The sequence below is a fragment of the Nostoc sp. DedQUE04 genome, from assembly GCF_034530995.1.
Classification (GTDB): Bacteria; Cyanobacteriota; Cyanobacteriia; order Cyanobacteriales; family Nostocaceae; genus Nostoc.
The window spans coordinates 126,795-150,658 of the sequence record NZ_JAVRCA010000005.1; the positions used below are offsets into that span (position 1 = coordinate 126,795).

Annotated in this window: 20 protein-coding genes and 1 pseudogene; 11 read left to right on the forward strand and 10 right to left on the reverse strand. The window is 40.6% G+C overall.

The window, feature by feature from the left end; all coding sequences use genetic code 11:
- Window positions 1–144: 144 nt before the first annotated feature.
- Entirely contained in the window at window positions 145–780 is a 636-nt protein-coding gene (locus tag RM049_RS05210) for a restriction endonuclease subunit R (RefSeq protein ID WP_322703416.1), read from the forward strand.
- A 55-nt stretch (window positions 781–835) separates the two neighbouring features.
- Window positions 836–1,021, forward strand: a pseudogene (locus RM049_RS05215) (Uma2 family endonuclease); the annotation flags it as partial.
- A gap of 219 nt (window positions 1,022–1,240) precedes the next feature.
- Here the strand turns inward: RM049_RS05215 and RM049_RS05220 are convergent.
- Both RM049_RS05220 and RM049_RS05225 read right to left on the reverse strand, forming a co-directional pair.
- Window positions 1,241–2,284 carry a glycerate kinase gene (locus RM049_RS05220; protein WP_322703417.1) on the reverse strand — a complete coding sequence of 348 codons (1,044 nt, stop codon included), beginning with the start codon at window positions 2,282–2,284 and terminating at the stop codon, window positions 1,241–1,243.
- Between the two features lie 15 nt (window positions 2,285–2,299).
- Entirely contained in the window at window positions 2,300–2,632 is a 333-nt protein-coding gene (locus RM049_RS05225) for a DUF565 domain-containing protein (protein WP_322670812.1), read from the reverse strand.
- A 726-nt stretch (window positions 2,633–3,358) separates the two neighbouring features.
- Between RM049_RS05225 and RM049_RS05230 the strand changes: the two genes are divergently transcribed.
- Both RM049_RS05230 and RM049_RS05235 read left to right on the forward strand, forming a co-directional pair.
- Entirely contained in the window at window positions 3,359–3,997 is a 639-nt protein-coding gene (locus RM049_RS05230; protein ID WP_322670813.1) for a hypothetical protein, read from the forward strand.
- A gap of 268 nt (window positions 3,998–4,265) precedes the next feature.
- Window positions 4,266–6,212, forward strand: a complete 1,947-nt coding sequence (locus RM049_RS05235) for a glycosyltransferase family 39 protein (protein ID WP_322703418.1) — start codon at window positions 4,266–4,268, stop codon at window positions 6,210–6,212.
- Window positions 6,213–6,312: 100 nt separating this feature from the next.
- On the opposite strand, the gene RM049_RS05240 is transcribed toward RM049_RS05235, so the two are convergent.
- On the reverse strand, window positions 6,313–9,648 hold the full coding sequence (locus RM049_RS05240) for an ATP-binding protein (RefSeq protein ID WP_416212615.1): 3,336 nt from the start codon (window positions 9,646–9,648) through the stop codon (window positions 6,313–6,315).
- A gap of 562 nt (window positions 9,649–10,210) precedes the next feature.
- Between RM049_RS05240 and RM049_RS05245 the strand changes: the two genes are divergently transcribed.
- The 7 genes from RM049_RS05245 to RM049_RS05275 all read left to right on the forward strand — a co-directional run bounded on the left by RM049_RS05245 (window position 10,211) and on the right by RM049_RS05275 (window position 17,875).
- Window positions 10,211–10,792 (forward strand): KaiA family protein, encoded by a 582-nt coding sequence (locus RM049_RS05245; RefSeq protein ID WP_322703419.1) that lies wholly within the window; start codon window positions 10,211–10,213, stop codon window positions 10,790–10,792.
- A gap of 109 nt (window positions 10,793–10,901) precedes the next feature.
- Window positions 10,902–11,216: a circadian clock protein KaiB gene (gene kaiB, locus RM049_RS05250; RefSeq protein WP_322670816.1), complete on the forward strand. Its 315-nt coding sequence runs from the start codon at window positions 10,902–10,904 to the stop codon at window positions 11,214–11,216.
- A 76-nt stretch (window positions 11,217–11,292) separates the two neighbouring features.
- The gene (kaiC, locus tag RM049_RS05255) at window positions 11,293–12,855 is read left to right on the forward strand and encodes a circadian clock protein KaiC (protein ID WP_322670817.1); all 1,563 of its coding nucleotides are present in this window, start codon (window positions 11,293–11,295) and stop codon (window positions 12,853–12,855) included.
- Window positions 12,856–12,958: 103 nt separating this feature from the next.
- Window positions 12,959–15,217: a TolC family protein gene (locus tag RM049_RS05260; protein ID WP_322703420.1), complete on the forward strand. Its 2,259-nt coding sequence runs from the start codon at window positions 12,959–12,961 to the stop codon at window positions 15,215–15,217.
- Between the two features lie 478 nt (window positions 15,218–15,695).
- Window positions 15,696–16,073: a hypothetical protein gene (locus RM049_RS05265; RefSeq protein WP_322670819.1), complete on the forward strand. Its 378-nt coding sequence runs from the start codon at window positions 15,696–15,698 to the stop codon at window positions 16,071–16,073.
- A 306-nt stretch (window positions 16,074–16,379) separates the two neighbouring features.
- Window positions 16,380–16,889 carry a hypothetical protein gene (locus RM049_RS05270; RefSeq protein ID WP_322663882.1) on the forward strand — a complete coding sequence of 170 codons (510 nt, stop codon included), beginning with the start codon at window positions 16,380–16,382 and terminating at the stop codon, window positions 16,887–16,889.
- Window positions 16,890–17,095: 206 nt separating this feature from the next.
- Complete coding sequence (locus tag RM049_RS05275; protein ID WP_104909074.1) at window positions 17,096–17,875, forward strand: photosystem II S4 domain protein; 780 nt, start codon at window positions 17,096–17,098, stop codon at window positions 17,873–17,875.
- Between the two features lie 165 nt (window positions 17,876–18,040).
- Here the strand turns inward: RM049_RS05275 and RM049_RS05280 are convergent, their stop codons facing one another.
- The 7 genes from RM049_RS05280 to RM049_RS05310 all read right to left on the reverse strand — a co-directional run bounded on the left by RM049_RS05280 (window position 18,041) and on the right by RM049_RS05310 (window position 23,714).
- Window positions 18,041–18,817: an SDR family oxidoreductase gene (locus RM049_RS05280; RefSeq protein ID WP_322687904.1), complete on the reverse strand. Its 777-nt coding sequence runs from the start codon at window positions 18,815–18,817 to the stop codon at window positions 18,041–18,043.
- 355 nt (window positions 18,818–19,172) lie between these two features.
- Window positions 19,173–19,730, reverse strand: a complete 558-nt coding sequence (locus RM049_RS05285) for a hypothetical protein (RefSeq protein WP_322683418.1) — start codon at window positions 19,728–19,730, stop codon at window positions 19,173–19,175.
- 632 nt (window positions 19,731–20,362) lie between these two features.
- Window positions 20,363–20,968 (reverse strand): exopolysaccharide biosynthesis protein, encoded by a 606-nt coding sequence (locus RM049_RS05290; protein ID WP_322670823.1) that lies wholly within the window; start codon window positions 20,966–20,968, stop codon window positions 20,363–20,365.
- Between the two features lie 124 nt (window positions 20,969–21,092).
- A complete protein-coding gene (locus RM049_RS05295) occupies window positions 21,093–21,977 on the reverse strand; it encodes a lipid kinase (protein WP_322683419.1) in 885 nt (294 codons plus the stop codon).
- A gap of 792 nt (window positions 21,978–22,769) precedes the next feature.
- On the reverse strand, window positions 22,770–22,946 hold the full coding sequence (locus tag RM049_RS05300; protein WP_322703421.1) for a hypothetical protein: 177 nt from the start codon (window positions 22,944–22,946) through the stop codon (window positions 22,770–22,772).
- Window positions 22,947–22,995: 49 nt separating this feature from the next.
- Window positions 22,996–23,412: an alternative ribosome rescue aminoacyl-tRNA hydrolase ArfB gene (gene arfB, locus RM049_RS05305; RefSeq protein ID WP_289797303.1), complete on the reverse strand. Its 417-nt coding sequence runs from the start codon at window positions 23,410–23,412 to the stop codon at window positions 22,996–22,998.
- Window positions 23,413–23,459: 47 nt separating this feature from the next.
- Window positions 23,460–23,714: an RNA-binding S4 domain-containing protein gene (locus tag RM049_RS05310; RefSeq protein WP_322703422.1), complete on the reverse strand. Its 255-nt coding sequence runs from the start codon at window positions 23,712–23,714 to the stop codon at window positions 23,460–23,462.
- Window positions 23,715–23,864: the final 150 nt, after the last annotated feature.

Consider the following 23,864-nt stretch of genomic DNA (forward strand, 5'->3'; position numbering starts at 1 on the left):
AGCTAGATTGAATTTGCTTCACGGTAGGGTATCACAGCTGTGCTACCCTACCAATTGTTTGTATTCTATGTAATCAGCTAGGGGTTAAAATAGGTTTTATATAGGGAATTTAGATTGAGTTGCACCTGAATTAACCAATAATATATGACAATTCTCAACGCTCGTAATTTATCTTTAGAAGAAGTTCAGCGTCTGTTTGGCTTTCAAAGACAGTACAATGATTCATTTTCTCACTACTTATCTTTGGAACCTCTCACGGAAGCAGAACAGCAGGAACTAAAACAAATTCAGCATGACTTTGATAGATACCTGACAATAGGCAAAGTTTCTGAGGGTCAGGTAAAGTTTCTTGCAGTTGCGCCTTTACTAAGATTAGCTGGTTTTTATCGCTATCCGATCGAGATTGTTTTGGAAGAGAATATTGCTGATATTGAAGTTGAAGATGAAGATATAAAAATTAAAGGAAGGTTTGATATCTTAGCTGTTAATAAAGCTAAAACTACAAAACCTCAAACATATTTTTGGGTACTGTTGATTGAATCTAAAAACTGTCAAGTTGATATATCAACAGGTTTGTCTCAGCTACTTACTTATGCTTATAAAAATTTAGATAATCAAAAATCAGTTTGGGGATTAACGACTAATGGTAGAAGTTATCAGTTTGTCTATCTCGAACAAGGAAATCCCCCTATTTATTATCTGTTCCCAGAATTAAATTTAATGGAAAGAGAACGTTCAAGTCAGTTGCTACAAGTTTTAAAAGCAATTTGTCAACTTTAAAAGCATTGATGATTAAAACAACATATAAGCCAAGGTAAAAATTAAGGTAAAATTTATGACTCAAGCCATACCTAAACTAGTAAGCTTTGAAGATTTTGCAGCTTGGCAACCTGAAGGCGGGAGATACGAATTACATAATGGTGCGATTGTTGAAATGCCTCAACCAACTGGCGAACATGAAGATATTGTTGGTTTTATCGCTAGAAAACTAACGGTAGAATTTGACCGATTAAATTTACCCTCAGAATTGAATTTAACCGCCGAACAGATTTTTCAAGCTGGAGATATCCCAAGTTGTTAAATTTATCGAGAAAGCTTTTTATAAGTTATCTAATTACGAATTACGAATTACGAATTACGAATTAGTATGAGACTAGCTTGGGATAAATGGCAAGCAAGGGATAAATCACGCTTTAAGCAAATTATATGTTTTTAGCTGATTTGCTTGAGAACTAACGCCCTAAGTGCGATCGCAATACACTTGACCAAAGCTACGATCGGGATGAATCTCAATCACCATATCAACCACTGTCGCATCTCTTAACAACGGCGTGATGAATAATTCCGGGTGCAGCGATCGCCAAAAATAATTGACAAATTGCTCTATCTCTGCATTGCTCATTCCCGATTTACCCGCAGCAATCATCTGTTGTTCTGCCTGTTTGCGCCACTCCAAAGAACACCGATAATCGATGGGATACAGCACAATTAAACTGTCCAATCGCTCCCATAGTGGTAAATAATCGTGGAGGCGAAGATTCATCTCACGGGCAAATGCTCTATCTTCATCTGTGACAATTGGCGGCGGTGCAGTATCAAATAAATCAGGATTGATTGGTCGCACACCCACAAACCAACCCTCAAATAGTACAATATCTACATCCGCCACCATTTCTGGATTAGTGCGATCGCCAGCACCTCCATAAGCTGATTTATCAAAGCGGGGAAGTATTACCGGGCTTTGCAACTCACGGATTTGATCTAGTACATTTAAGCCTAAGTCTATATCGTGAGTTCCCGGTGGACCGCGCCAAATGAAGCGGGGATCTTGTTGTGTTAAAGCCAAGCGATCGCTGTAAGTTTTATACAAGTCATCCAAAGATAAACTCACAGTCCTGTATCCCAAATGAGCTAGAATCAAAATGAGAATTTTGGACATTGTGGTTTTACCAGTGCCTTGTCCTCCCAATATTCCTTGAATCAAGGGGCGTCCCAACTGTTGGCGCTGCGATGCTAGTTTGATCCCCAAAGGCAGCCACAAGTCCCACAATACCTGTAACATTTCCTGGGGTTGTACTTGGAGAGTCGTTTGACAGAATTCGCTAAAAGCTGGAAAGACAGATTTTAGTAAATGCGATCGCCTTTCGATCATTTCATCAACATTTTCCGGCGCGATCCCAAAAGCTTTAGCCCTTAACCGATCTGCCAGTGCTGCTTCTCTTGCTTCCTGCTTCCAAGTTTCCCCCAGCCCATTGGTTGCCAAAACACTCAGCCACAAATTCATAAATTCTCCATCTGACTACGATCCCAGCTTAAAAGCTTCGAGAAACAGGCTGTAGATGAAACCAACTTTGAGGAGATTTAGTGAGTCTATCAAGAGCGATCGCCGATCCAAAAAGCTGCGACTATAAAATATTCTGCTGGTAATTTCCGTTAACAGTACTAAAAAACCAGCTGCTACAATGTCTAACTCTGCCCGTTGTCCAGCTGTAGTGGAAACTGCGTTTCCCAGAAAAAAACCGAACAAAAAACTAATTATCAGCAACGATAGTCGTCGCCAAGGATTTAAAAACCATTGCCCAAAACGTGTAGCAATGCCATCGAACAAGTTATTGAGACGAGTGTTTTGCATCAAAGGGACTTTTGGGAAAAGTCAAGATATCTTTAAATATATCTATATTAATGTAAGAAGGATATTGGTTTTAGCATCAGCTTGTTTGTTATTATTGTAGATATCTACTGGAATTGCAGTGTTTATTCAAATTTGACTATTCTATCATCTTCTTCAGAAGTACAGTTTCTTAGAGGATGTTTGGAAACAATAAATATTTAGTTTGCTCCTCACGAGCAAGCCTGAAAAAATGGGAAAATGATTCAAAATTCCCCTTTTTTAAGGAAGCTAGTTCGTTAAGCGCGTTTGCTGACTTGTATTCATGTATGGAAGTAAGCTCCTCGTAGGGTCTCCCAACAGGAGAATATACTTGCGTAGATTTAGAAAGGAGGATCTTTAAGCACTGACGTTTAGCAAAGGACGCCTTGTTGAGGCTGCTAACGGTTTCAGGAAACTTTTATTTTTTTTATAGAAATGAATTGGCTTAATAGGTATAAAATTATCTTGTTTTTATCCATACTTACGGTCAAAAACCAAAGTAATGGATGTCTGGATCTCTTGTTTTTCAAACATCAAAGAGATTATATCCTTCAAATATTTTCTAATCAAAATGATATTTATCATACATTCCTCTTCCTAATTTGAGGAAAGTCTATATTCGGCTATTTTGTGTGATTGCCTTTTGGGATAATAGGCTACTATTTGGTCAAGCCTAGACAAAATATTTATTTCTAAATAACTATCAATATGAAATCTTCAGTGTATCGTAACGTCGGTATTACAGCTTTGTGCTTGGGACTGCTTGTTGCTCTGGTGGGATGCTTTGGACTGAGCGTATCCTTTGAGTCCACCAACCCAGATACAAACCCAGATACATCTTCACAACTGCCAACAGAAACTCAAGAGTGGCATACAACTTCGGTTGTACCTGAAAAAAGTCTTTCCACTAGCTTATCTACTCCAGTACCTACCCCAACCAATCGAGTAGAACATAGCAATAAAGAGAATACTTACCCTGTCTTGGCAAAGCGTGATAAATCAACAAGCATTGCCAAGGATCGAGGTACTTTGCGAATGAGCAATCAAACTAATCAGCCTGTGCGGCTGGTTCTACTGGCACGAGAGTCAGTAGCAAAAGGAGCTAGTAAAAAACAAACTCACTACGATGTACCGGCACATTGGGATTTTGCTCCCGAAGAAGGTAGTGAGAAAGGACTGGTTCTATCCCTACCTCAAAATAATTTAAAGCTCGAAAAGGGAGATGTTTTAGTTGCTTTTGCACAAGATGGTTCCCGTCGTTACTGGGGCCCTTATATTATTGGCGAAACTCAATTACCTAAGTGGAATTCCCAAAATAGAGAATGGCAACTTGTGCTGAGTCAATAGACTTATTGCAGAAGTGCTTTTTGCCCTCTTGGAGGAAAAGGTTTTGGTTAAAGGGGAAGGGGACAATACAGAAGCTTTTCCCCTTACCCTTTTCCCACAATGCCAAGAAGTCTAATAAATATCTTCAAACCTTTATTTTTACATCCTTACCCTACAGTTGGTAAAGTGTTAAGTAATGGATAGAGGAAAATTGTTGAATTAAAAACTCCGAAGAACAAAAGATAGATAACCAACGACTATTGATTAGTGATTGTTGACTATTGACTAAATGAGAATGAAATTGAGTGTTAAGCACACTGTTGATCGGTGGTTCAACAAAATAGCAAAAAATCCAGCCTTGAGTCTAACTGTGTCGATTTTGTGGTTGATAGTGGTTGGTTGGGTGGCTTTTGGGTGGAATTTGGGCAACATTGGCTTAATTGATGAGACAGAGCCGCTTTTTGCCGAAGCTTCTCGCCAGATGTACGTTACAGGTGATTGGATTACCCCATTTTTCAATGGTGACACTCGTTTCGATAAACCTGCTTTAATTTACTGGTGTCAGGCGATCGCATATCATCTGATTGGCGTGAATGAATGGGCAGTACGCCTTCCTTCTGCGATCGCCGCATTCGGCTTAGTTTGTTTAGGTTTTTACACCATCCAGTGGTATCTGGTTAAACAAGACGAATTAGAGCAAGTTTCACGTCCTACTCGTCGCTACTTAACATCTTTTATAGCAGCAGCGTTGATGGCACTCAATCCCGAAACTATTATTTGGGCGAGAACGGGTGTCTCTGATATGCTGCTCACCGGATGTATGGCATCGGCTTTGTTATGTTTCTTTCTAGGGTATGCAGGGAAGGAAGGGACTGGGGACTGGGGACTGGGGACTAGGAAACTGGGAACAGAGGGCAGTGGACTGAGGAGTGAAGAGAAATTTTCCCAATCCCCAATCCCTAATCCCCAATCCCTATTCCCTAATAAGTGGTACTTAGCTTTTTATGTGCTGATTGCTGGTGCAATTTTGACCAAAGGGCCAGTGGGAATTGTTTTGCCGGGGCTAATTGTTGCCGCCTTTTTACTTTACGTGGGTAAAATGCGAGAGGTGTTGCGGGAAATGCACCTTCTTGTAGGTACACTGATAATTCTCGCTTTGTCAGTGCCCTGGTATGCTTTAGTAATTTGGCGCAATGGCTGGAATTACATTAACTCCTTTTTTGGTTATCACAACCTGGAACGCTTTACAGAAGTAGTTAATGGTCACTCAGCACCTTGGTATTTTTACTTTTTAATTGTGCTGTTGGGTTTTGCACCATACTCAGTGTATTTACCAGCTTCTATAATCAGACTAAAATTTTGGCAGCGATCGCATTGGCGATCTGTTGAACGTTTTCAGCAATTTGGTTTATTTGCCTGGTTCTGGTTTGCTAGCATCTTTAGCTTTTTTTGCATTGCTGTTACCAAACTCCCTAGCTACGTATTACCTTTAATGCCAGCAGCAGCAATCCTGGTAGTCCTGCTGTGGAGCGACCTTTTTTCAGATACAAATACACGGCAAACAATTCCTTCCCCCTCTCCCACTTTGCCCATCTCCGCGTCTTTGCTGCGAATCAGTGGTTGGGTGAATGTAGTATTTTTATCAATTCTGGCAACAGCACTGCTCAACATAACCCAGATATTAGGTACCGATCCAGCTATTAGTAACTTCCACGAACTAATTCAAAAATCTGGTTTACCAGTAATCGCGGGTATAATTTGGCTAGTTTCTGCTGTTTTGGTCGCGGGTTTATTATTGAGTCGCCGCTGGAACTACATTATCAGTATTAATTTAATCGCGTTTGTGGCGTTTGTAATTTTTGTCTTAACGCCTGCTTCGTTTTTTATCGATCGAGAACGTCAATTACCCTTAAGGGAATTGTCTGCGGTAATTTTAGAAGCAAAACAACCAAACGAAGAATTGATCATGCTTGGCTTCAAAAAGCCTAGTGTGGTATTTTACAGCCACATCCACGTAAATTATTTAAAATTTCCCCAAGAGGCTGTAGAGCATATTAAAAACCAGGCTGCTAAAGGACTAAAACCTTCCTCAGTGCTGCTGTTAGCCGAACAGAAAAAGTTTTTACAAATGGACTTACAGCCAGATGATTACAAGAATTTATCAACCAAGGGTGCTTATAACTTGGTTCGAGTTCCTTTTAAGAAAATGAAGAATCAAAAAATAGATATATCATAATTAGTCATTAGTCATTAGTCATTAGTCCTTAGTTATTGGTTATTCACAAAAAACGAAGGACAAATGACTAATGACAAAAAACCAACGATCAATAACCCCATTAACATTTGCTATTGTAACCATTGACAGCTAAAGCTTGATTGATTTGGCTTAATAGGTCTTCCATTGATATCGATCGCGGTAATATTTGGGTAGCGATCGCACCAACAACAGTTTCTATCGATTCCACACTATTTTTCTTCTGCTTGTCAATTTGCTTATAAGCTACCCCATCCTGGAAACTGGTTTGTGAGCGATTTAATCGCTGATTTAGTACCAAAATTGGTGGCAACTTTAAAGGCGAATCTCCTAATGTTTTCAGTGCTTTGAGCACATCTTTGTGGATAGAGGTTTCTCCTAAACAAATTAGCAATAAGTCAACGCTTTCGTGGCGAATCTGTTGCAATACTTCTGCCCAACAAGGACTCATTGCGGCTTTGAAGCCTGCTGTTTGCAGGTATTGAATTAAAGCTTGGAACCATTCAGATCCCCGTTCAGCAGTTTCACTACTAATTGAGCAATTTTTTTCTGTCCGATAACCCTTAGCTGGCTTACGTCTTATCTGGGGGAAATCCCGCAGCATTGTTAAATCCACTACTAAGATGTTGGGAGGGCAGCAAATACCAGAAGCAATTTCTAGTACTGATAGTAAAGCATCTGTTTTCTCGGTGCGACTGCTGTTGTCTTTCGCAAATGGTGTTAAGTAAGGAAATACAGATAGCCCTGGTATTTTAGAAGCGATTAAAGTAGTTGCGACATCGCAAGTAACCAGTGGTATCGCTGCTAAACGTGGATGTCCAATTAGTTGTTGCAAATAAATTTGCGCAGTGGTACTTTCGACATCTAGCAAAATCACATCAAACTGCCATACCCGCGCCAAAAGTTCTGCCTGATCTAGATCATCTACTTCAATCACTCGGTGTTCTCGAAGTGAGGGGTGGGGATTGACCGATTCTAACTGGGGATTCACCAACCTGAGAATTCGCAGTGGGGTTTTAGTTGGGATAATTGCACTATTATTTGACCCTATCTGCGGCATTACTTGTGCAGTACATAATTTTTCGAGAACCGGTGCTAAGACCTGATGCTCTACTGGCAAACTTAAGAAACCATCGGCTCGGTTAGCAAATGCTTGCTCTTTTTCGGCTGCCGTCGCGGTGACAATTACAGATATATGACGGGTTGCAGCGTCAGATTTTAGTAAAGTCAGTACATCCCAGCCTGATAGCAGGGGTAGCAACGGATTCAAAAATATTGCTATTGGTTGCAAGCGCCGCGCTTTTTCGACTGCTTCTGTCCCCGATCGCGCAATCACTACGCGATATCCTAAACCTTTGAGTTGTTCGGTCAAGTCTTCAATATATCGAGCTACTGCCTCGACTACCAAGACCAATCGTTGCGAACTCGCAAGATGATGCTGTATGGGCGTACTAACTTGCTGACGAGCGGCGGCGAGATTTTCCCGTGTCGGTTGATATCGTGTCTCCTCGGCTTCTCTGATTCCCATATCTGGTTCCGAAAAGCCTGTTTTCGGGGGACTGGGTGGCAGAAGTAGGGTAAACTGGCTACCTTTACCTTCACGCGATAAGAAGCTGACATCTCCTCCGTGGAGGCGAGCCAAGGCGCGAGTTAATACTAGCCCCAAACCAGTGCCTTCAAATTGTCGGGTGAGGGGATTTTCTAATTGTTGGAATTTTTGAAAGATTAAGTGTTGCTGGTGTTCGGGAATACCAATTCCTGTATCCCAAACTGTAAAGGCAATCCATCCTTCCCAACGACTTACCCGCAGCCCAATTTCGCCAGATATTTCGGTGAATTTAAAGGCGTTGGAAAGTAGGTGTACTAGCATCTGGCGTAAGCGCAATTCGTCTGCCACCATCTGATCTAAACCTAGTTCAATGGAAAGACAGAATTGAGGAGCAGATGAACGGGCATTTGCAGGTGGCGGGGCAGATGTCGCTTTGGTGGTTTGAGTGTGGATAGCTTTGGCTTCCGATAGGGCGCGATCGCACACAGCCTGAATTTTCACCGGAGTCAGCGTCAAATCCATTTGTCCCGTCTCCATCCGGGTCAAATCTAAAATGTCATTCACCACACTCATCAGGTGGCGTCCGCTTTGATGAATCAGTCCGGCATAACGGGCTTGACGCTCGTTAAGTTCTCCTAACTGCTGATCCACTAGCAAGCGCGATAATCCCAAAACGGCAGTTAGGGGAGTTTTGAGTTCATGACTAATACAAGCTAAAAACTCGTCTTTTAACCGATTTAGTTGAATTAAATCGGCATTCTTCGCTGCTAGTTCTTTACAAAGTTGCTGCTGTTCAGTGACATCAGTAGCTAAAACCAACCACAAATCAGTGCTGAGTGCAATTTCCTTTTCAGCACTCATCACTTTAAATTCAGGATTATCTAAGGGAATTTTGGCAAACTGCCAGATTCGCTCTTGACCATTTTGCATTTCGACAACGCAGGTACAAGTACCCACTTGACTATCTAAATAGCATCGGCTGTATGCAGCATCACCTGATGCTTCTTGCTGAATCAGTTCTTCTTCATCAGTATGCTCATTCTCCCTACCATTGGGATGAACCTTGATTGCTGGTTGGGTGGCATATTCTGCTATTTCGGAGCGTTTAGGGGCAAGTATTGCCTCCACCTGTTGCCTAACCCCTTCTGGATCTTTTAAGGTTCCTAATTGCTGCCACCAGGCGGGATTTCGCGCTACCACCTCGCCAGTACCGGTTTGCAACATCAAAGGCCAAGGCAGTCTTTCTAGCAAGTGTACTAATGGCTGATGTCCTAATGACTTGGGTTCGTTTGGCCGACCATCATATTCATGGCGATGTTCGCTAGACTTTTGTAAGCCAGCCATACGTTCCTGAGCTAGCGATCGCAACAGGCGCGAACTATCTAGCAGCCCCAAATATCGACCCTCGGAGTCAATCAGCGCCCAATCTAAGTTTTGGGCTTTTTCGACTTGTGAATCGCACCAGCGCAAGCTTAATCGCTCTACACGCTCCGAAGCTGATATTGTCTGTATTGGCTCAATTAGACCTTGACCCCAGGTAGAGAGCGATTGGTGTAAATTTAGATTTTTATCGTCACTTTGTGCTAATAATTTTGGGATTAAACGGGCAGAATACAGCAATCCGATGGGGCATTGCTGTTGATTCACTACTACCAAGCGATCGCACTGCTCTTGCTCAAAAATCTCCAACACCACTGCCAGAGAACTTGTTTGGGGGCAGCTAGGTACGGTTGCCTGAAAGTTATAAAGCGGGTAATCTAGCATTAACATAGGGATTTGGGGGTCATTCTTCCTGTGGAACCCTCCGGCATTTCCATCTGCCAGTTGATGGTCTTTTCGCCTGAAGTCATATCCTCTAAGAAGACTCATATAAGCAACTCTGGTTATTTCAACGCCATTAAAACAACGGGATTTCCCCTAACGGACACGGGAATTGCAAACGAGTGCATTTTTCTAAGAGGCGACGTTTCTAATTTTTAGCAACTAGCCAGCCTCCCCAGTGTCTTACTGGTATTTAAACTCCTCATCGATAGCGACGGCTAAGACAATTATGGCCCCAAAGATTCGCTTTAGAACCTTGAGGAATTATAATGATTTGGAATGCGACAATCCTTTAAGTTCGTTTAAGTATCTTATCAAGGAGCAAAATAAAAAAATCTATCTATTTATATACATAAGTATGTAAATCATGAGTTAATTACTGTGTCTTGCAATGCCGACGGATACCTCATCATCAAAGACCTACTAAGTTCTATCAGTTAGTTGCTCCACTAGAATGTTGAGTGCCTAGCACTATCTGCTCGCCTAGAGCGTTATTTTGGGGTTAAATCAGCACTTTACTGCACACGCAGTATTCCCCTACAAGCGTTAGCCAAACTTATCAGCCCGCGTTTCTTGGTCAGGGCGATCAAGGAGATATATTCAAGAATAGATGTTATTACCGATCTTGATTCTGCTATCTAATATTAACAAATGCTTAAATAATCCAGTTGACTTAGCCAACCAAAAAGGTTTGAGTAAGTGGCTGTGGCAATTGATAGACGCAATTATTGCCCAATTTTGCTACTTACCTGTTGCTGTAACAAGCTCTGAAACAATCAACTATTTACCAAATTGGCTGCTACTAAATCCAAGTAAGGCATACACTCTTGAGTACGTTTATGTATTTGCCAGTCAGATGCAAAAAAGCCAGCAGTATTTTCAGGAGATGACTCCGGCAGAAAGAGAAGGATTATTAAGACAGCTTAAAATAGATTATAGCCTAATTCTTATAGATTATTTTACTACAGACAAAACCCTCAAAGATAAAATTGATAAATTTATCAATACTATATTTTATGCTAATATTCCTGTGCCCCAAATAATCGAAATTCACATGGAGATAATTGAAGAATTTTCTAACCAGCTAAAATTAGAAGGTAGGAGCAATGAAACTTTACTTGATTACCGCCTAACGTTAATAGATATCTTGGCTCACCTGTGCGAAGTCTATAGGAGTTCGATTTCTAGATAAAATAAATGAAATTTATTGCTCTGTGTTCAACTGGGAACAAGCTACAACTGTGAGTAACGGTGCATAGAAAAATATTGTATTTCTCTGATAATGATTAGTTATTAAGTATATGAATAAAGCCAGAAAAACCTACGTTCTCAAGCTTTACGTAGCAGGTAATACTCCTAATTCAGTCCGGGCATTAAAAACACTTAAAGAGATTTTAGAACAGGAGTTTGAAGGGGTTTATGCTTTAAAAGTGATCGATGTACTGAAAAGCCCGCAACTGGCGGAAGAAGATAAAATATTGGCCACACCAACATTATCTAAAATTTTGCCTCCACCCGTTCGCAAAATTATTGGGGATCTTTCAGATAGAGAAAGAGTGTTGATTGGATTGGATTTGCTCTATGAAGAACTGAGTGAAGAAGACTTTGAAGAGTAAATTTTTCATCATAAAAAATTAATTCAAAATTTTAGTAATAAAAAAACAGGTTTTAATCCCCTTTTGTGATCGAGCAATGAGTGAAAAAGAGCAAGTAGAACCAAAACAACCACCGATAATTAGGGGTGTAGAAAAAATTCGGACGATGATCGAAGGGTTTGACGATATTAGTCATGGTGGTTTACCAATTGGTAGAACTACCTTGATTAGTGGTACATCCGGCACAGGTAAAACCTTATTCTCTCTTCAGTTTCTCTATAACGGTATCACCTACTTTGATGAAGCAGGAGTATTTGTAACCTTTGAGGAATCACCGAGTGATATTATTAAAAATGCTAATATTTTTGGTTGGAACTTGCCCCGCTTAATTGAAGAAGGCAAGTTGTTTATTCTTGATGCATCTCCCGATCCAGAAGGTCAAGATATCGTGGGAAATTTTGACCTTTCTGCACTCATTGAGCGCTTGCAATATGCCATCCGCAAATATAAAGCTAAACGAGTTTCAATCGACTCAATAACAGCAGTATTTCAGCAGTATGAAGCGATGGGAGTAGTGCGACGCGAAATTTTTCGTTTGGTAGCACGCCTCAAACTACTGAGTGTCACCACTCTAATTACCACTGAACGTAGTGAAGAATACGGGCCTGTTGCCTCTTTTGGAGTGGAAGAATTTGTTTCCGATAATGTAGTAATTGTTCGCAACGCTTTAGAAGGAGAACGCCGCCGCCGCACAATTGAAATTCTCAAATTGCGCGGCACAACTCACATGAAAGGCGAATATCCCTTCACAATTACTAATGAAGGAGTTAACATCTTCCCACTCGGAGCAATGCGCTTGACTCAACGTTCTTCTAATGTCAGGGTATCTTCTGGCGTCAAAACTTTAGATGAAATGTGCGGTGGGGGTTTCTTTAAAGATTCAATTATTTTGGCGACAGGAGCTACAGGTACTGGTAAAACCCTGTTAGTAAGCAAATTTATTCAAGATGGCTGTCTCAATGGAGAACAGGCGATATTATTTGCTTATGAAGAGTCACGCGCCCAACTATCTCGTAATGCTTCCTCTTGGGGAATTGATTTTGAAGAATTAGAAGATCAAGGTTTACTCAAAATAATTTGTACCTATCCTGAATCAACTGGTTTAGAAGACCACTTACAAATTATTAAATCAGAAATTGCTATTTTCAAACCTGCTCGGATTGCCATTGATTCTTTATCAGCACTAGCTAGAGGAGTTACGAATAATGCATTTCGGCAGTTTGTAATTGGTGTGACAGGTTATGCTAAACAAGAAGAAATTACTGGTTTTTTTACCAACACAACCGACCAATTTCTAGGAGCGCATTCGATCACTGACTCTCACATTTCCACGATTACCGATACAATTCTGATGTTACAGTACGTAGAAATTCGTGGAGAAATGTCGCGGGCAATTAACGTATTCAAAATGCGCGGGTCTTGGCATGATAAAGGCATTCGTGAGTATAATATTACTGCTGATGGGCCCGAAATTAAAGATTCTTTCCGAAACTACGAACGGATTATCAGCGGTGCTCCTACTCGCGTTAATATCGATGAAAAGGCGGAACTTTCTCGCATTGTTAGACGTTTTGAAGACAAACAGAGTTCCGAACCCTAAATTTAGTATCGTAGTATATTCTTTCCTAAGTTTAGTATCGTGCTATATTCTGTGGTGAAGAAAGGTTTTCTGCCGCTAGATTGATTTTCGTGTGAGGGATGCGGTGAAAGGACAGCAATTATTTTATAGCTTCTTACCTGGTGTAACGGCAGCAGTTTTAACAACTCAGCCTGCTTGGGCTGGTACTGCGAAACTAACTAAGATACAACTGGCATCTTCTCCTAGTGTTTTGACTTCTACTTATGGTCAAGGCTTGGTTGTGGATACCATAAAAAATAGGCAACTGCCTAACAGTGCAAATGTTAGTGTTCCAACCCTAGTACCTGCTTTGGGTTTTACTAAACTTAGTGTGAAACCTTTAAGTAATAACAGTATTCCAGTATTTACGGCTGAAAATACTGTTGTGCCAATAAAACAACTACTTAAGAAAGATAAAGGTAGATTTTTTAGTTTGACACCTACCTCTAATTCTTCCCAAGCTCAAAAGAACCAAAAACAGAGTAATTCGAGTGCTTCTGGGCAGAAATTAAAGAAGATACTAGTTCCCAACTATACTTCAAAAACCCCATCTGTCCAAAAAGAAATTTTGTCCCTGTCTTCTGCACAGCAGCCAGTGGTTCAAAAGATAAATACTGTTACTCAGTTGCAAACATTTTTACAAACTTCAGCGACAGGTGCAGGAGCAGCAAAACTGTTGTCAGCGCAGAGGTGTCCACAGGAGTTGAGCAAAAGCAAAACTGACTCCTTGACTTTGCTGCTAACCTCAAGCACCTGCTTACAACAAAATGCTATTGGTCGCTTGGCTCAGAGTAATACCACGATTCCGACAGATTCGACGCCAATCACTGTGCCAGGAACTGTAACTCCTGCACCAGGAGGTTCGACGCCAATCACTGCGCCAGGAACTGTAACTCCTGCACCAGGAGGTTCAGTGCAACCTTCTACTGTGCCAGGAACCGTAACTCCTGTGCCGTCAGGGTCGGTGCAACCTTCTACTGTGCCAGGAACCGTAACTCCTGTGCCGTCAGGGTCGGTGCAAGTTCCAGAGAACCTGATTCCTAACTCAAATCCCCTGCAATTTCCCACCAAACCGGAGGAGGTGCAACTTCAAGGAAATCAGCCGATTACTTTGGCACAGGCTCTGGAGTTGGCACGGCGTAACAATCGCGATCTACAGGTGTCCTTATTGGAGCTAGAACGCAATCGAGCGGTTCTACGCGAGGCACAAGCTGCTTTATTGCCCACTCTGGGACTTAGCACGGATCTGACTCGTGGTCAATCTTCTAGCGGTCAACTTCAGAACGAATTAAGCGGACCGTTTGCCGCTAACCAAGATCGACCCAGTACATCTTTTTCTGGTCAAGCACAACTTTCATATAACCTTTATAGTTCTGGGAGAGTGCAAGCTAGCATCAGAGCGGCTGAAGAACAGGTACGTTACTATGAGCTTGCTGTAGAAACTCAGTCTGAGACAATCCGTTTGAATGTTGCTACTGACTACTACAATTTGCAACAAGCGGATGAACAAGTACGCATTAGTCAGTCGGCTGTGGTGAACTCTGAAGCTAGTTTGCGTGATGCAGAAGCTTTAGAGCGAGCTGGGGTTGGTACGCGGTTTGATGTGTTGCGATCGCAGGTGAATTTAGCAAATGCCCAACAAAATTTAACTAATGCTAGATCCCAGCAGTTGATTTCCCGTCGTCAATTAGCAACTCGGATAAGTTTGCCGCAAGGAATAAATATCAGTGCCGCTGACCCTGTACAATTAGCTGGTCTTTGGAACCCAACCCTAGAACAAAGTATTGTGTTGGCTTATCAAAATCGTCCGGAACTGCAACAGTTTTTGGCACAACGCAATACTAGTGAGCAACAGCGTAGACAGGCTCTTGCAGAACTGGGCCCCCAAGTTAGTTTGGTCGCCAGCTACGACCTGCTCGATCAGTTCAATGATAATGTCAGCGTTACTGATGGTTATTCATTCGGAGTTAGGGCAACCCTAAGTTTGTTTGATGGCGGAGCAGCAAGAGCAAGAGCATCTCAACAGAGAGCTAATATTGCGATCGCAGAAACTCAATTTGCTGAACAGCGCAACCAAATTCGGTTTCAGGTAGAACAAGCTTATTCTACCCAGCAATCTAGTTTGGAGAATGTTCAAACCGCTAATACCGCTTTAGAACAAGCCAGGGAAGCTCTACGTTTAGCGCGTTTGCGATTCCAAGCTGGTGTAGGTACTCAAACTGATGTGATTAACTCTGAAAACGACCTCACACAAGCTGAAGGTAATCGAGTTACAGCAATTTTGGATTACAACCGCGCTTTAGCTCAGTTACAACGGTCTGTTACCCTCAGAGCATTCCGCTAATTAGCTGAAACTCAACTGAATCAGTATTTTTGATTGCTGTTGTGTTTTGTAATCCACTTTGCACCTTCTATCAGAGGATCGCAGATTCCAGTAACGTTTTTGATAAAAAGCTAGCTAAAAGCCTCATTTATTCAGTGTATTAACTGGAAAGATGAGGCTTTTTAGTCCAAAAAGCAATATTGTAAATTGTAATTTTTGAGAAATTCTTTAGCGATCGCTAAAGAATTACGCCAACAAAATCTGAAGGGAAAGAGTTGTTTCAATACTTGTCGGGTTTTGGGGAAAAGGGGAAAGAAAAAACCTTTAACCTAAACCCAGTAACCTTTTCCCCAAATCCAATTCCGAGTTAAAAATCCAAAACCCGAGCAGTATTGAGAGTTGTTTTTGTGACATATGTATTGGACTTAACAGATAAGCGCTATAGTCAAATTTGGACTAACATAACTGAGTGTTCGCTCGCTTGCCTCGTCAAAGACTCATGACTAAAGTAACATCTCAAGAAATTGCACAGTTTCGCTCTCAATTGGCAGACGATCCTAGCGATATGGAAGCGCTGGATTTAATTGAAGACTGTGATGGAGATTTGGAAGATGCAGCGATGACGCTAGCTATCCGAGCAGGACAACAACCAGAAAGAGCAAATTCCGAGTGGTTAGATGCCTTGGCTAGAAAATGGCGTGTGGTCGTTTGCGAACCAGAATATCGAGAAGATTTGCTTAATACTTCTCTTGTGAAGATGATGGAACATCTAAAAACAACGCCAACATTTCCTAAGATTTTGGCAACGCCAGTTTTGCTATATGTCCTCAAGCAAGGCGTAAACAATTTTTGTGAGCCACTAGATTTGCTAAAATGATCGGCCCGCGTTTTAATCGTGAGATTAAAATCGCGGCTACGCAAACATAGACGCAAAGGGGCTTCAAAGCTCTTAATCTGACCCTAGTCCGTGCAGACAGACTAGCCTGTGGGAAGACTTTCACTGCGTTTGTGTAGTCCTTTTAGTGCTTTGGTGCAAGATGTGAGCCTCGTAACTTCTGATGTAAGTCTTGGAGTAATTCAGGTGTATGACTTCTAGTCATGCGAGGTTCAATCCACCAGGACTGATACGCTGTTAATTAAGGCAAAACTTCTATTAAACAAATTTAGACAAATTGTAAAATCAATGAATTACCTTGTTGCCGTATTACCAGACCGCATTCAAGCCGAAGCTGCTTACTTAGCTTTAGAAAAAGAAGGCATTAACAGCACTATTTTGGGAAGAGGGTATAAAACGGCTGACGAGTTTGGCTTAATTGACCCCAAAGAACAGGCTAAAAAGCAAGCAAAACAGATGGCAACCTGGCTGATACCATTTGGCTTTTTTGCAGGTTTTACATTCAGCCTGATTACTGGTTTAGATACTTTTGCTTGGGCGGGTGAAGTTGGCAATCACATTGTTGGCGGACTGCTGGGTGCTGCTAGTGGTGCAATGGGTGGTGTCTTTGTCGGTGGCGGAGTCGGTTTACTTGTAGGTGGTGGTGATGCTTTACCTTATCGCAACCGCTTAGATGCAGGTAAATATTTAGTCGCCGTTCAAGGTTCTGAAACTCTGACTCGCCAAGCAACCAAAATATTACGTCAGTTCGATCCAGAAAATATCCAAGGTTATGCCGATACAAATACTGTGTATTGAATAAATCATAGTTTACAGATCGCGGCACAGCGGCTTGAGTTACTTTCCTATTCTTGGGAGATGGCTTAAGCCGCTGCGATCGCCAACAAATCTCAAGTAGAAAGGTTAACCCAATCTGGACAAGAACTATAGAAATGGGAATTAAAGCTAGAATCAAGATAGTTATAGCAAATTAATTCTCAATTAATAACTGATAATTTTTAAGAATGTTGCCACGAGAAGAACTTTTAAAAGGTGTTGAAAATCGAGATAGTGTAGCTCGTGCAATCGATCAAGCAGAGCAAGCGATCAAAACTTGGGAAGTGGTTTTGACAGATTTTCTATCTCCGCCAGAATTGGCAGAAATTCAACGAGTGTTTAACCGATTAACAGAAGTGCAATTAGTTGCGTGGGGTGGATATCCGCAAGCTGAACGCCAAAGAATAGCGATCGCTCGTTCGGAACTTCCCTTAGATCAATCTCAAGTCAGCCTTGTAGCCGTAGAAATTGCTGGTAATTTCCTGTTTGATACCGCCTCTCACCGCGACTTTTTAGGCGCAATGTTGGGGACAGGAATTGTTCGCGAAAAGACGGGAGATGTGATTGTCTTAGGAGAACGGGGGGCGCAGGCGATTGTTGCACCAGAGTTGGTGGAATTTTTGTCCATGAGCCTGAAACAGGTGCGATCGGTTCCTGTGAAAACTCAGCAGATTGAGCTAACAGAATTAAAGGTTCGGGAACCCAAGAAAAAAGAATTAACTACTGTGGAGGCTTCTTTAAGATTAGATGCGATCGCATCTGCTGGTTTTGGTATGTCCCGTAGCAAAATGGTTGATTTCATCGATGCTGGTGATGTCCGCGTCAATTGGAAGGAAGTTACTCAAGCTAGTTCTCAAGTCAAATCAGGCGACTTAATCGCCATTCGCTCTAAAGGGCGTTTAGAAGTTGGAGAAATAGCCGTTACCAAAAAAGAGCGTTACCGAGTTCAATTAACAAGATATATGTAATAAGTGAGGAGTGAAAAGTTAGGAGTGAGTAGTTTTAAATACATCAGTTTATTTAACTTCAAATTCCAAACTCTTGTACAGACGCGATTCATCGCGTCTCTTAACTCCAAACTCTTGTACAGACGCGATGAATCATGTCTCTATTCCTAAATAGATACTTAATACTTAGGCTTTAAAACGTTTCGCTAACATATTCAGTAGAAGTTTGCGCGGTACAAGCCGAGATAATTTGCTTCTAATTTGAGTAGTACTATCAGAGCTAATAACAGTTGGATAGCCTTTTTCTAAAGCCTCTAAAGATTCCCAAACCACTTTTTCGCAAGAATAAACTTTATCTGTACTACCTGCCAGCGCTGGAGGAAAATTAGCTTCTGCAAAAAAGTTTGTTTCTATTGGCCCTGGACAAGTGACTAAAATACGCACACCATACTGATAATTTTCTGCCCATAATGCTTCACTAAAGCTGAGAATAAAAGCTTTACTAGCAGCATAAACAGAAAGGTATGGTATTGGTTGAAATGCGGTAATCGAGGATACGTTAATAATACTTCCAGAACGACGTTGCCGCATCAATGGTAAAAATTTGTGGGTTAAATCTACCAATGCCAAAATGTTCAATTGTACGATTTTGACTTGTTTTTCTCCATCTCCTTCAGCAAAATCGCCATAGTAACCAAAACCAGCATTATTGATTAATAAGTCAATGGTTAATCCCTTTGATTTTGTGGCATCAAATACACTAGCTGCTGCATTAGGTTCTGTGAGGTCTTTTACTATAACATCTATTTGAATGTTGTATTGTTCTTGTAGTTGTTTAGCTAATTGGTTTAGTTTCTCTTCAGAACGAGCAACGAGTACAAGATTTGTCTTGCGTGCAGCTAGTTCTTGAGCAAAGGCTTTACCAATACCACTAGAAGCACCAGTAATTAAAGCAGTTGACATTCTACATATTCAGATAATTTTTAAGCACTTATAAATCTTAGCTATGTTGACTATAAGTTTTAACTACCCAAAGTGATATATCCAAAAGGGTAAAAGCAAGACTTAGTGACTTTTGGAAACTATATTAATTCTCCAAATATACCGATATAGGAGATTCTTAAATCTTCTTCATCTGTATATTGAATAGACGAGTCGATTTTTTCTGATAATTCTGCGTCCTGGCGCAACCACTTAAATACAAATTTAGAGTCCAAATGCTTAAGATTAGAAAATATCTGCTTCCATTGGCTTCGTCTAATTCGGTCACAAATAATGATTTTTATAATAGCCATTCAAATTCATTTTGAATTGCCAATTACCATTTTTCAGACCAATAGATAATTTCTGAAGTGGAACTATTAATAGCAACGCCGTAGCTGTCTCCATGATTCCACTTAAAGCCAGGTCTACCTTTGTCATCTGTATTTAATACCAATATTTCATAAGTAGCTGGAAAAGATTCTGTAGGAGAATCACTAGTATAGAAGAAAGTTGTCGGCACACCGTTAGGTTGGTTTATGTGGTCGTTTGTGTCACCACCTATATATTTATGCTTGGCACTATTTCTATATTGTGAAAGTAATTTTTCTATCTTCTTTGGTGGCTCTTTTAACCTAATTTGAAAAAAACTACTTCCTTGCAAAACTTTGGGAGAGTAAGCGATGCGAACGTCTTTAGCATCAGGGGGAATCTCATTAGGAAAATGTTTTATTTGGTCATTTTCAGACCATAGTTGATTACGAATTTCTTTGTAGCGTGATGTATCAGTTATAATTTTAGGCTCGCTAGTACTGTTAAAAGTTGTTCTCAGAAAAAAGCTTCCCCCGACAATACTAAGACTAGCAAGGGCTAATAGAAATTGCGATCGCTTCATCAAGTTGGGTGTATCTAACTTTCATAGTCATATACCCAACTAATAAACTAAATTCGTACTATTGCGGATATCGAATCAGAGATATTAACAGAAACTTTGTATATTCAGAGGAAAATTGAAATAATTGTAAAATTAATGTGAAGTTAGTCAATGATTACCTAGTCAAATACCGTAGGTAATCCTGATTGAGTCCAGTACTACCGTTTTAGCTAACGAAATCAATTCCACAACTATCCATTTTTTCCAATTCTTCCTGATGCAGCAATAACTAAAGCGGATATATAAATAGTAGATGCACCTTAATTAAATTACAGCCTTCAGCTTTTCGTTGAGGGCTTTTTTTTATTGCTGATACTTTTTTATTCGGAAATAAAATAAATTTGCTTAAAAGTCTAATTTTCCCGGATATGGCAATAAATAAAGCGGATTAATAAATGGTAGATGCACCCTAAGAATTTACAGCCCTCAGCTTTTAGCTGAAGGCTTTTTTATTGTTCATACTTTTTTCACGAAAAAAATAAATTTTATTAAAAGTCTAATTTTCCCGGATATGGCAATAAATAAAGCGGATTAATAAATAGTAGATGCACCCTAAGAATTTACAGCCTTCAGCTTTTAGTTGAAGGTTTTTATTATTTTAATATCGATGGCAGTAAACTGGGAGCTAACCACAATGCATAACCAATAAATCCAAACAGCAAAGTAATCACGGCAGTAATGCCGTAGCTGATGCAAATTAATAAACCGTCAGATTCGATGGTGGCAACAGTCAAAAGTAAAATACCGATAGTCGGGATAGGATTTGTAAACGGAATTGGTAATATTAGTAATACTGTTAATAAAGAGATACAAAACCCATTAATTCGCCAAACCAAAGGATTATGAGCTATTTTTGCTAATCGAGGACGGGCGATTTTCTGGAAAACTTTGGTAAGCCGTCCCAAATTTTGCAAAAGTAACTGGGCGAAGGAACGAGGAAATTTGTAGTTAGCGATTCTTTTCGGTAGCCAAGGCGATCGCCTTCCTAAAACCATTTGCACTGACAATAGTAAACAAGCACCACCAAATGGGCCAGTTAATCCCGGTGGCATAGGAAGCAAAAAAGGCAAAACTAATAATGTAATTACCAGACTGAAGCCCCGTTCTGAGGTTTCTGTCAGAATATCGCCTAGAGTCAGCGGTTGTTCGGCTAGGCGTTGCAACAGGGATTTTATATCTTGAGAAAATCTCAGATGCATTTGGCGTGAGTTGATGCGAGTTCCCTCTTTGTAGTAGAGGAAGATGAGAGAGAATAACTTCTAAACTTTGCCAATTTTAGATTTTGAATTTCAGGAAAATCTAAAATCTAAAATTGAATGACTCCTAACTCTTGCTTTCTGGGGGTACAAAAACAGCTATAGCTTTAGGTATAACCCGAAAATGAGCAGGTGTGTAGGTAGTAATTTCACCATCTGTATTGATAGGGCGAGGTTTGCGAGTATGTATCTCTATTTCTTGACCTTGATGGGAGCGTACACTTTGCCAATGTATATGTCGCCCTCGTCGCATTGCAGGTAATAATAATATAACCTGCCACCAGTGTTCAATCTCCAAGCTATAAAGGTCTAGCCTTTGATCGTCTATTGTGGCATCGTCAGCCACTGCCATACCACCACCGTAATAGCGGCCGTTACCGACTGCAATTTGAACTGTTTTGACGCGAACCAATTCACCGTTGATTGTAATTTCTGCTGTAAAAGGTCTGGCTTCCAAAAGCACTTGCAATGCAGTGGCAGCATAAGCAAATACTCCCCAGCGGCGCTTAACTTCTTTGGTAAGTCGTTGGGTAATTTTTACACTCAATCCCATACTGGCAACGTTAAAAAAGTGCTTGCCATTCACACAACCCAAGTCGATACGCTGTAAATGTCCATCTCCAATAATTTTGCAAGCTTCGTTGAGGGTATTTGGGATTCCCAAAGTTCTCGCTAGATCGTTGGCAGTTCCCAGAGGCAAGATTCCCAAAGGTAACTGAGTCTCAATTAAAGCATCTACGGCAGCATTTAGAGTACCATCTCCTCCGCCAATAATTACCAAGTCAACTCGATCCTTATGGCGAAGTATAACTTCAGCAAGATGTTTGGGATCTTCTGTAGACTCCTCAATTAAATCAAAGCCTAATGTTTTCAGACTTTGAATCGCTTCCGATAGACCCTTTTGCCCTTGGCGAGCATGACGATTTACTAACAGCAGTGCGCGGGAACTCATGGGTAGTACCTTTTGTTGTTGATATGTCCAATTATCCGCATGTATGTATTCTGTTTGATGTTGACTTTAAAAAAGTGTTTAGGCTGTGATGAAAGTTATTACAAATTCATTTTCATAACATTTATTATATTGTGACTATTAATTTTTAATTTTTCTTTTTCTTTAGTTTAGCTCTACTAGACCTCAGTGTGTTTATCTTCAGCAAATATAATTATTACTCCTCAGTTAAATGAATTTTAGGTGTTTTTATTTATCAAATAGCGAGTTGTTCAAATATTATTATGCCAAACGCAAGAGATATTTTTCATTAAAATAGATACATTTACAGCAGATTGCAACTTTGTGAGGTACAGATTATTTTAGGACTTACGCAAGTGTCACAAAAAAATCGGATTTGTAGTTTGTAGTAAGGGTTTTAGCCCTTATTTTGAGGACTAAAGTCTTCTCTGTGAGACGCTACGCGTAGCTTGCTTCCCAGGAGGGGTACACTACGAACTGAAAATAATATGCCAGTTGCGTAAGTTCTGTATTTGTAAGGGCACAACAATGTTCATAGGTGTCAACTTAAGCTAAAAGCTTTGTCAAACTCTTGTTTCTAGCCTCTTGGCTGGAAATGCACTTCAATTGGGCTGCTGCCGCGAGTTCGGGAGGCGGAGCCTCTAGAACAGCATTCCCAGTCTGAGACTGGGAACGAGACGAACGCTGTTTATAGCGCTTCTGTGTTGAATCCAATACGGCGCTAGTTGGTTGCTTAACGGCGAGAAATCCCTATCTTGATTTGGAATTTTGGTTTTATGACTTTTTCGGGTCGGTGTTGCGACCAATAATTGCTTGAAACACATCCCCTAGTAAAAAGAAAAATGCCGCAACTAACACTACAAGCATTAAACCTGTAAGGGCCGCAAAGGGAGAGATGCTAAACAAGATTAAAAGCGCAAACATCAAAATCTTTAGTAATGTCTTATTCATCTTTTTTCATATTGAATAATATGTGTGTTCTCTACAAATAATCAATGAATTAACAATCTGTCACCTGTCTTCTGTTAGATTTAATCTGTGCGCGCTTACTTTTGTGGTCAAGGCGTTTTCTTTGAGAACTGCGAGTTGGTTTAGTGGGTTTGCGTTTGATTGTTACGACAACTGCGCTTTGAATGAGTTCTTGAAGTCGTTTCAAGGCTGACTCGCGATTGTTCTCTTGGCTTCGATGTTCCTGGGCTTTAATTACAACTACTCCTTCTTGGTTAATGCGGCGATCGTTGAGCTTTAAAAGCTGTTGTTTATAATAATCTGGTAATGATGAAGCCGCAATATCGAAGCGCAAGTGGATTGCGGTAGAAACTTTATTTACATTTTGACCTCCTGCTCCTTGCGAGCGAATCGCAGTAATTTCAATCTCAGTCTGTGGGATAATAACATTATTGGAAATTTGCAGCATTACTCACAAGGCAAAAAAGAAACTTGTAACTTTGGGATAAACTTTTTTTACTCGGTTTGATCGGCTAAATCTATCATTACATCTGGGTCTTCATTGTTGTTCAAATTCACTTCTAAAGTCTGTCCTTGGATTGTCACTTTATCGCCCGGTACTAGTCGCCGTCCTCGTCGAGTTTCCAGCATCCCGTTTACTTGGACATCACCACCTTGAATCATCAGCTTGGCTTGCCCTCCAGTTGGCACTATACCCATCAACTTTAAAAATTGATTTAACTTAATTGTGTTGTCTCTAATTTTCTTCATAGTAAATAAATGTACACAATCTTAATTGTATCGTGGTCTTCTCAGAGGATGTTTGAAAAGTCATGATTGATGTATCAAATATTTTTTTACCCCTCCCTAACCCTCCCCTTGTAAAGGGGAGAGAACCGGATTTTTCTTGTTTCCCCCTTT